Genomic DNA, 12,391 nt, shown 5'->3' on the forward strand with positions numbered 1-12,391 from the left:
ACGGCATGGCACCGTCGGACGCTCCTGATGTTGTGCTTCAAAGCGCTCATCTCTCGGATTCCGAAGGGAGTCGACATGCTGCAATCGAATGCCGCGTGGGCCGCAGTTGGCACCAGGGAATTATCAGGAGAAGGACTCCATGAGGTCTTCTCCGCACAGGCACGCGCTCAGCCGCGGCGCACAGCCCTCATAGCTCCGGATGCCCGGGTCTCGTACGGCGAATTGGACGCCCGCGCCGAGGAATTGGCTCACCGGCTTGCCGCCTCCGGTGTCGAGCGGGGCCATCTCGTGCCGATTCTGCTGCCGCGCTCCGTCGACCTGATCGCCACGCTGCTGGCCGTTCTCAAGCTCGGCGCCGCCTACGCGCTGCTCGATCCGGACTGGCCGCCCGCCCGTCTCACGACGGTGGTCGACCGGCTTCGGCCGCCGCTCGTCGTCGTCCGGCCGGGCGTGGTGGCCGAGCTGTCCGCGCCGCTGTGGACAGCGGCCGCTGACGGTACGAGTCGGAGCCCCGCCCGCCCCGCGGTGGCGGTGAGCGGATCCGACGCGTGCTCGGTGTTCTTCACTTCGGGCACCACGGGACGGCCCAAAGGGGTGGTCACCCCGCACCGGGCGACGGCACGGCTCTTCCGGGAGGGCACCTTCGCGCGTTTCGACCGGGACACGGTCATCCCGCTCGCGGCGGCGCTGCCGTGGGACGCGTTCTCCCTCGAGCTGTGGGCCGCGCTGTGCAACGGCGGCACCTGCGTCCTGATCGACGAGCCGTTCCTGACGGCCGAGACGCTGCGCGCGATGGTCGCCGGTCATGGAGTGAACACGGCGTGGCTGACCAGCAGCCTGTTCAACCTGATCGTCGATGAGGACCTGACGGCACTGAACGGCCTGTCCCAGGTCATGATCGGCGGTGAGCGCCTGTCCACACGGCACGTCGCCCGCTTCCTCGACCGGTTCCCCGACACGGCCCTGATCAACGGCTACGGACCGGTCGAGAGCACGGTGTTCGCCACCACGCACCGCATCACCGCCGCTGACTGCACCCGGGACGGCGGCATCCCGCTGGGCCGGCCGGTGCCCGGCACCTCCGTCTTCGTCCTGGACGGCAGCCGCGCCTGCGCGACCGGGGAGCTGGGTGAGATCTGTGTCGCGGGCGACGGCCTGGCCCACGGCTACCTCGGTGAACCGGCCCTTACCGCGGAGAAGTTCACGGACGTCGACATCGACGGAGCGCAGGTCCGGGTGTACCGCACCGGGGACCTCGGTACCCGGGACGAGAACGGGGTCATCGAGTTTCGCGGGCGGAGCGACCGGCAGGTGAAGATCCGGGGCAACCGCGTCGAACCGGCCGAGGTGGAGCGTCAGATCGAGCACCTGGTGCCCTACGTCGCCGACTGCCGAGTGGTCCCGCGCTGGAACGAACTCGGCAGCGTCTTCGAGCTGGTGGCCTTCTGCATACCGAGCCGGTCCGGCGGCACACCGCCGGACGTATCGGCGATCCTCGCCGAGCACCTGCCCGCGTACCAACGTCCCGTCGCCGTCGCCTTTGTCGGCTCCTTCCCGCTGACCGGCACCGGCAAGCTGGACGACCGGGCCCTACTCGCGAGCGTGCTCGAGGCGCCTACCGAGCACCACCACGGCCCCATCGACGACCCGCTCGTCCGCCTGGTCGCCGAGGAGTTCGCCGCCGCACTGGGCAGCCGGGCCGTGCCACCGCACATACCCTTCTTCGAGCTGGGCGGCTCCTCGCTCCAGGCCGCCCGCGCCTGCATGCGAATCGGCAGGAGGGCGGGGCAGCCGGTACCACTGCCGATCCTGTACGAGCACGCGTCAGCCGAAAGCCTGGGAGGGTGGCTCCAGTCGGCGCAGACCACGAACGCCGTCCCCTCACCCACCGGCGACATCCCGCTGACCTCCACGGAACTGGTCTTCCTCACCCGTCATCTGACGGCACCTCAGGACCGGTCCGGCTACTGCCTGATGACCTGGCATCTGGACGGCCGGCTCGACCAGGACGCCCTGGAGGCGGCCATCGCAGCCGTCCACGAACGGCACGAGGTGCTGCGCACGGCCTTCCACGTGGATCCCCGGCCGCACGCCGAGGTCACCGACATCCCCGCCCCGCCCCTGGAACTCCTGGACGCCCGCCCGACCGTGGACGAGGCGGTCGACGCACTGCGGCAGCTCTTCGACGAGCCACTCGAACCTCAGGACGCCGACCTGTGGCGCACCGCGCTGGTACCTCTGACCGAGACGCGCGGCTGGCTGTTCGGACTTCTGGTCCACCACATCGCCTTCGACGGCCGGTCGGAATCCGTCCTGGCGCGCGATCTGTCCGACGCCTACGCCGGACGTGAGCCGCGCACCACCCCGCCCACCCTGGCCGAGCGCGCGCGGCTGAGGACGGCGGCCACCGCCGTGACGGACACGGCGGGGCGGGCGGAGCGCATACGGGAGGAGCTCCGGGACGTACCTCAGATCCACTGGCCCGAACGGCCGGGCCCCGGGGAAGCCGGAACCGGACACCTCGACGTGACCGTCCCCGCGGCCGATACGGCGCGGCTCGACGCGCAGGGCGCGGCGCTCGGAGTGAGCCGTTTCGTGGTGCTTCTGTCGGCATGGGCGGACACCTTGGCCGAGGTCTGCGGGCAGCAGGACTTCGCGGTCGGCGTGCCCGTCGCCGAGCGCACCGTCCCAGGGCTGGAGCAGACCATCGGCTGCCTGATCAACATGGTGCCTGTGCGCCTGCGCGGCGACGCGGTGGGCCGCGGCGAGGACGGCATCCGGGAGATCGGACGACTGGTCCACCGAGCCTTCAGCCGCAGCGATGTCCCCTTCACGGACATCGCCCAGGGCATCGGACCGGCGACGCCCGGGCGGCCGCCGGTGTTCCAGTCCCTCTTCGCCCTCCAGGACAACCCTCCACCCCGGCTCGACCTGCCCGGTGTCGCCTCCACGCACCTGCGCCAGCCGTATGCCGCCCTCCCCCTTGAGCTGCACCTCGAGGTGTGGCCGGACGAGGACGGTGCGCTCGACGCGGTCCTCTCGTTCCGGCGCGACGCCGTCGCCGAGGCCACCGCCCTGAACCTGCTCAAGGGTTTCCATGACCGTCTTGCCCTGATCGCCGCGGGAGCTGCGTCGTGACCGTATCCACGTACACCCCTGCCGACGTACTCGACCCGGAGCTGCACGCCTCAGGGGAGGTGCACCGGCTGTGGCGCTGGATGAGACAACACGCCCCCGTCCACTGGCACGAACCCGGCGACCTGCCGGGCTTCTGGTCCCTCACCCGGTACGAGGACGTCCGGAACGCGTACCAGAACCCGGCCGTCTTCAGTTCGGCGCAGGGCGTCCTGCTGCGGCCGACGGAGCTGGGCGTGGATCCCGGCAGCGGTCAGACCATGGCCCTGACCGATCCGCCCCGGCACCGCGCCCTGCGCGGGCAGGTGGCCGACCGGTTCACCGAACGGTGCGCCCGCTCCCTGGCGGACGAGATGCGCGCCGAGATCCGCTCGGTGGTGACGCGCGCCATCGAGAAGGGCACCTGCGATCTGGTCCACGACATCGGAGCCCGGCTCTCCAGCTACAACATCTCCCGGCTGCTCGGTGTGCCGCCGGAGGATCGCGAGCAGCTGCTGACGTGGAGCACCGAGGCGTTCGAGTCCGGCAAACCCCTCACCAGCCACGTCGCGTTGATGCGCTATTTCATCGACATGATGTACGCGCGGATGGAGACGCCCGCGGAGGACGTGATGGGCCTGTTCGTCGACAACGAGGTGCAGGGCGACCTGCTGACCGAGACCGAGATCCTGCTGAGCTGCGAGAACCTCGTCGGAGCGTCGGAGAACGCGGGTCTGTCCATGGCCGCGGGGATGCTGGCCCTCGCCGGGCATCCGCAGCAGTGGCAACGGCTGGTGCGGGAGCGTGACGGCGAACTCGTCAGGACCGCGGTGGAGGAGGTGCTGCGGTGGACGAGCAGCGCCACGCACAGCATGCGGACGGCGACAACGGACACGGTCGTCCAAGGCCGGCGCATCGCCGCCGGGGACCGGGTCGTGCTGTGGATCCCCTCGGCCGACCGGGACGAGTCGGTGTTCACGGACCCCGACCGGTTCGACCTCGGTCGGCAGCCCAATCGCCATCTGGCCCTGGGGACGGGCGAGCATGTCTGCATCGGGAGCACCATGGCCCGCCACCAGATGCGGATGCTCCTGGAGACGCTCGCGGAGCTGGTCGCCGTCGTCGAACCGGCCGGAGACGTGGAGCCGCTGCGTTCGATCACGGTGAACGGGCCGGCGCACGCTCCCGTGCGCCTGGTCGCCCGCTGACTCAGGCTTTCGCGTTCTCCGCGGGTTCGGGCTTCGTCCGCCCGGCGTCCTGCCGGCTCTGCGCCCACCGGACGGCGAAGGGCGCCGCCAGGCCCGTCAGCGCGAACAGGGCTCCGACGACATACCAACCGGGGCGGCCCCAGGTGATGCACAGCGAGATGAGCAGCGCCGGTCCGAGGGCGTCGGCCAGCCCTGCTCCCAGACCGAACACGCCCAGGTACTGGCCGGTGGCATGCCGCGGGGCGAGGGCGAAGGACACCTCGAACCCCGCGGCGGAGTACCACAGTTCACCGATCGTGTGGATGACTGCGGCAGTGATGAGCAGCGCCGCGGCAGCCCACCCCGGTATGCCCGCGGCCAGTGAGATCAGCGCGCAGGAGAGGAGGAAGGCCATGCCTGCCCGGCGGTAGGCGTTGCCGCCTGCCGCCGGGGAATCGATGTTGCGGCTCGCTCGCACCTGGAAGGCGATGACGATGAACGTGCTGGTGAGAATCGTGCCTGAGATGAGCCAGTGCGGGGCGGTGGTGGCACCGACGAGCCAGAGCGGAATGCCCACGGTGAGCACCTTGAACTGGACGGCCATCATGCCGTCGAGGGCGGTGATCAGCAGGTAGGGGCGGTCGCGCAGGGCGGTCCAGCGGGGGCCGGCGACGGCGGGGACCGGTGCGACCGGCGGGAGGAGGAGCAGGATCACCGCGGCGACCACGAAGGCGACCGCGTTGCCGATGACCATGAGCTGATAGGCGGTGAGCGTGCCGACCTGAACCACCCAGCCGGCCAGCACGGCACCGAGAGAGATGCCGAGGTTGGTCACCGCACGCAGATACGCCCGGAACTCCTGCGGCCGGTCCCCTCCGTAATGCCTGATGAGCGGGGAACGTGCGGCGACTCCGGCCGTCCTCGCCCCGGCAGCCGCGCAGACCGCGAGCACGAACGGCCCAAAGCTGTCCGCCAGTACGAAGCCGGCCGTGGCCAGTGCCTGGACGGCAAGGGTCGCCGTGTAGACGCCGCGGGCCCCGTACCGGTCCGCCAGATGGCCGACGGTGACCCCCAGGGTCAGCGCGACGATCCCGGCTATGCCGAGCCCGAGTCCCACCTTGTCCGCCGAAAGGTGCACCGCCTGGGTGAAATACAGCACCCCGGCCGTCAGATAGAGGCCGTAGCCAATGGTGTAGACGAAGTTCACGGCCGCGAGAACGCGCTGCGGCCCGGTGTCCGGAATCAGGCGGGGCATGCAAAACTCCACGTCACAGGTGGGAAGCACGTGCCTGGCAAGCTTGTTGTGCGTTGCTTGCAATATCAAGAGTGTCGCCCTGGCCGCACAGCCCCGACCGCGTCATCGGCGCCGCCGCTCACAGGCCGACCGTTCCGCAGGGGATCCAGGCTGAACAGCTGCCGCAGCGGCGCGATTCTTCCCATCCCGTCGGGCGCTGATCGTTGCGATGACAGCTCCGTCGCCGACTGGGAGCGACATGTTGTCGAGCAACGCCTCTGCCATCGGGCAGGGGCGTTGCCCGAGATGGTCTGTTTCAGGATGCCTTCTGGTCGGCGGGCTTCTCGGTCTCGGTGGTCACCCGTGCCCCTCGGACGAGCACCGGGAGCCACAGGAGACATGCCAGCAGGGGGACCGCGGCGTAGGCGGCCATACCCACACTGGAGCCCAGCCCGTCCATGAGCGCGCCGAGGACGAGATAGCCGATGCCGATGAGCACCGACTCCACGAATGCGATCATCGACAGCAGGCTCGCCCGGTGGCGCGACGGCACGGCCTCGTTGAACACGTTGTCCACGAGCACGGCGGTGATCTCGGGAATCCCGACCAAGGCCAGGAACGCGGCGACGGTGACCCAGACAAGGCCGAGGCCGCTCAGGCCGAGTGCCGCGGCGAGCGTCAGGAGAGACACCGGGACGATGACCCGATACCCGATGCTCCGGTCCGCGCGGTCCGACAACAGCGGAGTGAGCCCGCCGGCGAAGAATCCCGCCGATACCACCACACTGACCAATGCGGTGCCCGCTCCCTGATCGGAGAGGGTCTTCTGCGTAAAGATGATGTACGGCGTCAAAGTCGCATGCATCAATCCGGACACCACGACAAGCGTCACGAGCGCCGGCGTGGCGACCCGAAGCATCGCCCGCCATGCTGTCGCGTCGCCGTGCTCCTCCTCGGCTCCGTCCTGCTCGTCCACCGCGTCCGCGCCGCGGATCTCGGGCACCCGCGACATCAGCACCACCACGGCGAGGACGAGGCACACCGCCGAGCCAACGTAGACGACTCCCCAGGAAATCTGCTGCAGTTGGCCGCCGAAAACGATGGCGGCTCCCGAGGTGACCGTCCCGAGCATGGTGAACCGGGACTTGATCTTGACGTAGCCGGCCGTTGCACCACGACGCACGAGCAGGTCGTACAGCAGGGCGGTGTCCGAACCGGACACACATGCCATGCCCACGCCCTGCCCGATGAACAGCGCCAGGAACACCCAGTAGTTGGAGGACGCCGCCTGACCGAGTAGACATGCAGCCACCAACATCTGGCCGATCACGATGCTGGCACGCCTGCCGATTCGGTCGGCGATGACTCCCGTCGGCACCTCCGCAAGCCCGCTGACCAGGTAGAGCAGTGTCTGCAGGAGGGCCACTTGCCCGGCGGAGAAGCCTCGTTGCTGAAGGAAGAGGACGAATACGCCGCGCTGGAACAGCGAGTTGGCGAGCACGGCGTATACGTAGAACGGGCGTGTGACACTTCGTGCCGCATTGTCGACGGCAGCCGACCCGCCAAGGGCCTCCGTGGTGCCGGTCATGCTGCGGGCTCCCTGGTGACTCCGGTGATCATTAGTGTTGGGCCTCCGCCGCCGACCGGAACCTCCAGTCCATACCTCGCGCAGGACAACGGGCCGGCGCCCAAGCCTCATGATCAAGAGAGTGTCCCGTGCCTGCTGTTGCATCTTCCCCTATCCCTGCCGTGCTGGAGAAAGGGGGTCCGCTGGACGAGGTCCTCGCCGGTCAGCACCGCGCAGCCGAGTCCGCGGCGACCGGCCCTTCGCATCGGGTCATCGCCGTGCACGGCAAGCCCCTCAAGGGCTCAGCCCACTCGGGCGCCCCGGGCGCCCGGCACCTGCTGTCGGCCGTCCCCCACGCCCCCGCCGCGACGATCGCTCAGGTCGAGCTCGGGTCGAAGACGAACGAAACCCGGCACTTCCGCCCGCTGCCGGCGCCCCTGGAACTCCCGGGCGCAGGAATCGGTACCGGCCTCGATAATGACGCCGTTGAAGGCGAGGCGATCGGAGAATCGCAGAACCACCAACCGTCTCGAGTCCGCCTTCGCCGGGTCCGGCTGCGGACCGAGGCCATCAACGAAGCAGGCAGCGAAACGGCGGTGTTGGCGATGGCGTTCAGGCTCAGGCTCAGGCTCAGGCTCATCGAGTTGGCCCGGAATCGGTGGTGCGCGGTGAACGCGCCCTCCCTTGTCGTCCCGGTCAGTGCCGTTGCCCGGTTCGCATGCGGCCATCTGGCCGCCACCGCCCCGGCGGTGGCGGTATGACCCGGCCGAGCCACGGGATGCTGCACCACGTCGAGATCTGGGTGCCCGACCTCGACCGGGCCGTCGCCTCCCTCGGATGGCTCCTGGAAGCCCTGGGCTACACGCCGTTCCAGAGTTGGAGTAACGGCCGCAGTTGGCGGCTCGGAGCTACCTACCTGGTCATCGAGCGGTCTCCGGCCCTCACCGCCGACAGGCACGACCGGTGCCGGCCTGGACTGAACCACTTGGCGTTCCACGTCGAGGATCACCGGACCGTGGAGGCCCTGGCCTCCGAGGCACCGTGGCACGGCTGGAGCCTGATGTTCCCCGACCGTCACCCGCACGCCGGCGGCGAACAGACCTACGCCGCCTACCTGGAGAACACCGACGGCTTCGAAGTCGAACTCGTGGCCATCAACCCATCCGAACCAGACTGACGACAAGCACCCCACCACAGGTCCCGCAGTCGCATGATCCGGCCAACCGGCCTGAGGCGGACACGCCCGTCGGTACGGAGCGCTCGCCTGAACCGCCACAGGCCCGCGCCCGGCATCCTGGTCTCAGGAGTCGTCGGAGAGGAAGTGCTCGGCGAGCGGGGTGCCGGCGAACCTTTCGTGCATCAGCCGGGAGAAGAGCAGCAGTGAGTTGCGTGGCCGGTGGAGCACCGCAAGGTCCTGGGCCTGCCCCGCGGCGTTGCGGGTGACCGTGACGACGACCTTCAGGGGCTCGCCCTTGACCGAAGCGTCGTAGATCTCCAGGAAGCCGTTGTCGCCGAAGTCGCCGGCGTAGCTGAAGTCCTGGAACTCGTACAGCTCGCGGGCCTTGACCACGATGGCCCGGACCGCTTCCGCTCCCCGTGCCGTGCCGTTCATCGCCCCGCCCTCCAGGGTGGCGTCGTCAGCCAGGTTGTCCAGCCACCACGGGTAGTAGGTCAGGCCCTGGCGATCGGTGGCGCTGCGTTCTGCGCTTGTCATGTCATGTCTCCTTTGATGTTCCGGCTGCGGGCCGGGGGTACGGGGTGGGGCTGTTGGCTGCTGTCACTCCGAGCCGGCAGATGTGGGCAGGCTGGGGGCGTGGTCAGCGGGCGAGGGGGAGGGAGTGGACTCAGTGAACCTCCATTAGGAGGATATGCTCCTAATGAGGACGACGCAAGAACCGCCCGCCCCCACGAGAGATGCCGGGCGGTCGGGGTGATTGTCGCCGCCACTCAGAAGCGGCACAGGCGGGGCGGTCCATCGTCACACTTACGAGCTCATACTTTCATTTGCTAAACGAGAACGAGGGCTCCACCCCACGCATGCGCCGCGCAACATCGAAGGGCAGACTTACGGCATATTTAGAAGTAGGAGCATATGCTCCTGAAGTCTGCGCGCAGGCAGCGTCGGCACCACCGCCGCGCCAGGGACGCTCCCGGACGCACCCCGCAAGGGCTGCGCGACCAAGGCTGCCCAGTTCGGCGACACCCAGTCGCCGCCCCCTGTACACCCAGGCCAAAGAGGTCGACGCGCCGGAGGGTCGAGCGACCTTCACCCAGGCGTGCACGAACCCGCACCCCGCGGGAGTCGGCCACGGGCGGGGCCTCCCAGGCGACGCGTGCGTAGGGCGGACCCGGTGACACCCCTCCCTCGACACCGCCTTGACAGGTGACGCGGGCGCGTGCATCCCACTTCAAACCTAGCCTTTTGCGAAAGGGAATATAGTGAACATCTCTCCCACGGAGTCAGCCGATCAGAACGCCGCCGGCACCGAATCGGCCCAGACCCGCCGCGGTTTCTCGCGGCGTGCGTTCGTCGGTGGCGCAGCCGCCGCGGCCGCCGGTGCGTCGCTGGTCGGCGCGGCCGCGATCCCCGCCGCAGCCCATCCTGTCCGGCGGAGGACGGAGCAGGGCTTCGGGTCGGTGTCGACGGCTCCGCGGCTGCCTGCCGGGTTCGCAGAGACGTTCAAGAGCCGCTTCGTCCGCGCGAACGGGATTCGCCAGCACGTCGTGGTCGGCGGTGACGGTCCGCCCCTGCTGCTGGTCCACGGCTGGCCGCAGAACTGGTACGCCTGGCGTCTGCTCATGCCCGAACTCGCCAAGAAGTACACGGTCATCGTGCCCGACCAGCGGGGCATCGGCCTGACCGAGAAGCCGGCCACCGGCTACGACACCAAGACCCTGGCCAACGACCTCGTCGCCCTGATGCGGGCGCTGGGCCACGAGCGGTTCGCCGTCGTCGGCCACGACACCGGCCTGATCATCAGCTACGCCCTGGCCGCCGACCACCCCGAACGGGTCGCCCGCCTCGCCGTCGCCGAGGTCCCCGGCCCGCCCGGCGCCGGCCCGTCCCCGGAGTTGTTCATCGAGGAGAAGTACAACAACAAGCTCTGGCACATCCCGTTCAACCGGGTCGACCACGAGATCACGGAGAAGCTGGTCAGGGGCCGCGAGGACCTCTTCTTCGGCTACGAGTTCGACATCCAGGGCGGCAGGAAGCAGCCGGAGTACGCACGCGAGTACTACGTCCGCCTCTTCTCCAACCCCGAGGCCCTGCGCGCCGGGTTCGGGTTCTACCGCGCCTGGGACACCATCGTCGCGCAGAACAAGAAGCGGTCCGAGACGAAGCTTCCGATGCCTGTCCTGGCCGTCGGCGGCGCCGAGAGCTGGGGGCCGGGGGTCGGCGAGGGCTTCAAGCCCCTCACCACCTCGCTCCAGACCGTGGTCATTCCCGGCGCCGGCCACTGGATCGCCGAGCAGGCCCCCGAAGCCATGCTCGACGCACTCGGCACCTTCCTCACCCCGTACCGCACGGGCCGCTGATCCCACTTGGCGGGGCCGCACCACTCAGCAGCCCCGCCACCGGGCGGCCGGGCCCGGCACCCACACGCCACGGCCCGGCCGCCCGCCCTCGCCGTCACCCTCGGCCTCGCCAAAGCCCACGCCCACGCCCACGCCACCCTGAAAGGCACACGTCATGTTCGGCAAACTCGGAGCACCCGAAATCCTGCTCATCCTCGTCGTCCTCGTCATGCTCTTCGGCGCCAAGCGCCTTCCCGGCATGGCCCGCTCCCTCGGCCAGTCCCTGCGGATCCTCAAGAGCGAGACCAATGCCCTGCGCGAACGTGATGCAGACGATGACGCCACGACCGCCGACACGTCCACGCCCGGGATCGTCGAGGGCAAGTCGCTCGCAGCCTCTACGGCATCCACACCCAAGATCGTTTCCAGCTCACACTGACCGGCAGCAGGGGGCGAGAGACGAACCGAGGTCCATCCGTGATCACCACCGCATCCGAGGCCCCCCAGGGGCACATGACCATCACGGCCCACTTGCGTGAACTGCGTATCCGCCTCTGCAAGGCGGTCGGTGCCCTTCTCGTGACGACCGTCATCGCAGGCCTGTTCTACAAGCAGCTCATCGACTTCGTCATCGATCCCCTGCCCGGCTGCGACCCCGCGACCGGCAGAAGCGCAGGACCGCAGCGGTGCGGCATCGTCTCGACCAACGGTCTCCTCTCCCCCTTCACCCTCGCTCTGAAGGTGTCCCTCACCGCGGGGCTCATCGGCGCCAGCCCCGTCTGGCTCTACCAGCTGTGGGCCTTCCTCGCCCCCGGCCTGCACCGCAACGAGAAGAAGTACACCCTCGCCTTCCTCGGCGCCGGCATCCCGCTCTTCCTCGTCGGCGCCACCATCGCCTACGCCACCCTCCCCACGACCGCGCGCGTGCTCATCTCCTTCACCCCCGACCAGGCCACCAACATCCTGCCCGTCGACGACTTCCTCGACCTTGCCACCCGTGCCGTCGTCGTCTTCGGGCTCGCCTTCGAACTCCCCCTGGTCCTCATCATGCTCAACCTCGCCGGCGTCGTCAGCGCCCGCCGGATGGCCGGCTGGTGGCGGCACATGGTCATCGGCGTCACCGTCTTCGCCGCCATCGCCACTCCCAGCAGCGATCCCCTCACCATGCTCGCCCTCGCCGTCCCCGTCGTCGCCCTCTACCTCCTCGCGTGCGTTGTCGCCCGGCTCAACGACCGCCGCTCCGCCCGCAATACACCCGACACTCTCAGCCCCGACGAGCCTTCACCCCTCCCCCAGCCCCACGAGTACAGCCACTGACCGCCCCGCCCCTCGGCGAACCACCCCCTCAGGAGGCCCCGCATGTTCTTCGACATGGGCCCACTCGAAGTACTCGCCATCGCCGTGATCGCCATCGTCGTCCTCGGCCCCGAGAAACTTCCCAGAGCCATCCAGGAAGTCTCCGCCGTCATCCGCAAGATCCGCTCCTTGTCCCAGAGCGCCCAGACGGAGATTCGCAAGGAACTCGGCCCGGAGTTCGCCGACTTCAACCTCCAGGACCTGAACCCCAGGAACTTCGCCCGAAAGACCGTCTCCGACACGCTGAAAACCCCCGGTCTCAGCGACCTTGCCAAGACCGTCGACCTCAACAGCCTCCTCGCGCCGCCCAGCGGCGACCCAACACCCGTGCCCTCAAAGAGCGGTGCCGCACGAAGAACCAGAACCACATCCTCGCCAGGACGGCCGTGACCGAGGCTGAACACACGTCGGCCGGAA

General features: G+C 69.1%; 11 protein-coding genes. 8 read left to right on the forward strand and 3 right to left on the reverse strand.

The features are described 5' to 3' along the window. Positions 1–75 precede the first annotated feature (75 nt). Entirely contained in the window at positions 76–3,138 is a 3,063-nt protein-coding gene (locus ACSYGO_RS00925; RefSeq protein ID WP_460385433.1) for an amino acid adenylation domain-containing protein, read from the forward strand. Then, entirely contained in the window at positions 3,135–4,322 is a 1,188-nt protein-coding gene (locus ACSYGO_RS00930; protein WP_426679591.1) for a cytochrome P450, read from the forward strand. Before ACSYGO_RS00925 ends, ACSYGO_RS00930 begins: the two co-directional genes overlap by 4 nt. 1 nt (position 4,323) lies before the next feature. On the opposite strand, the gene ACSYGO_RS00935 is transcribed toward ACSYGO_RS00930, so the two are convergent. Both ACSYGO_RS00935 and ACSYGO_RS00940 read right to left on the reverse strand, forming a co-directional pair. Beyond that, positions 4,324–5,556: an MFS transporter gene (locus ACSYGO_RS00935; protein WP_426679590.1), complete on the reverse strand. Its 1,233-nt coding sequence runs from the start codon at positions 5,554–5,556 to the stop codon at positions 4,324–4,326. Positions 5,557–5,851: 295 nt separating this feature from the next. Beyond that, positions 5,852–7,123 (reverse strand): MFS transporter, encoded by a 1,272-nt coding sequence (locus ACSYGO_RS00940; RefSeq protein ID WP_460385434.1) that lies wholly within the window; start codon positions 7,121–7,123, stop codon positions 5,852–5,854. A gap of 161 nt (positions 7,124–7,284) precedes the next feature. Between ACSYGO_RS00940 and ACSYGO_RS00945 the strand changes: the two genes are divergently transcribed. Further along, positions 7,285–7,863 carry a hypothetical protein gene (locus tag ACSYGO_RS00945; RefSeq protein WP_460385435.1) on the forward strand — a complete coding sequence of 193 codons (579 nt, stop codon included), beginning with the start codon at positions 7,285–7,287 and terminating at the stop codon, positions 7,861–7,863. Then, positions 7,860–8,279, forward strand: a complete 420-nt coding sequence (locus ACSYGO_RS00950; protein ID WP_460385436.1) for a VOC family protein — start codon at positions 7,860–7,862, stop codon at positions 8,277–8,279. The genes ACSYGO_RS00945 and ACSYGO_RS00950 overlap by 4 nt, the downstream gene beginning before the upstream one ends. Before the next feature lie 123 nt (positions 8,280–8,402). On the opposite strand, the gene ACSYGO_RS00955 is transcribed toward ACSYGO_RS00950, so the two are convergent. Beyond that, complete coding sequence (locus tag ACSYGO_RS00955; protein WP_432187758.1) at positions 8,403–8,816, reverse strand: hypothetical protein; 414 nt, start codon at positions 8,814–8,816, stop codon at positions 8,403–8,405. Positions 8,817–9,541: 725 nt separating this feature from the next. On the opposite strand from ACSYGO_RS00955, the gene ACSYGO_RS00960 reads away from it, so the two are divergent. The 4 genes from ACSYGO_RS00960 to tatB all read left to right on the forward strand — a co-directional run bounded on the left by ACSYGO_RS00960 (position 9,542) and on the right by tatB (position 12,364). Further along, positions 9,542–10,639 carry an alpha/beta fold hydrolase gene (locus ACSYGO_RS00960; protein WP_460385437.1) on the forward strand — a complete coding sequence of 366 codons (1,098 nt, stop codon included), beginning with the start codon at positions 9,542–9,544 and terminating at the stop codon, positions 10,637–10,639. Positions 10,640–10,793: 154 nt separating this feature from the next. Further along, complete coding sequence (gene tatA, locus ACSYGO_RS00965) at positions 10,794–11,057, forward strand: Sec-independent protein translocase subunit TatA (protein WP_460385438.1); 264 nt, start codon at positions 10,794–10,796, stop codon at positions 11,055–11,057. 38 nt (positions 11,058–11,095) lie between these two features. Continuing rightward, entirely contained in the window at positions 11,096–11,935 is an 840-nt protein-coding gene (tatC, locus tag ACSYGO_RS00970) for a twin-arginine translocase subunit TatC (RefSeq protein WP_460385439.1), read from the forward strand. Between the two features lie 42 nt (positions 11,936–11,977). After that, entirely contained in the window at positions 11,978–12,364 is a 387-nt protein-coding gene (gene tatB / locus ACSYGO_RS00975) for a Sec-independent protein translocase protein TatB (protein WP_460385440.1), read from the forward strand. Positions 12,365–12,391: the final 27 nt, after the last annotated feature.

The sequence above is a fragment of the Streptomyces krungchingensis genome, assembly GCF_054729265.1.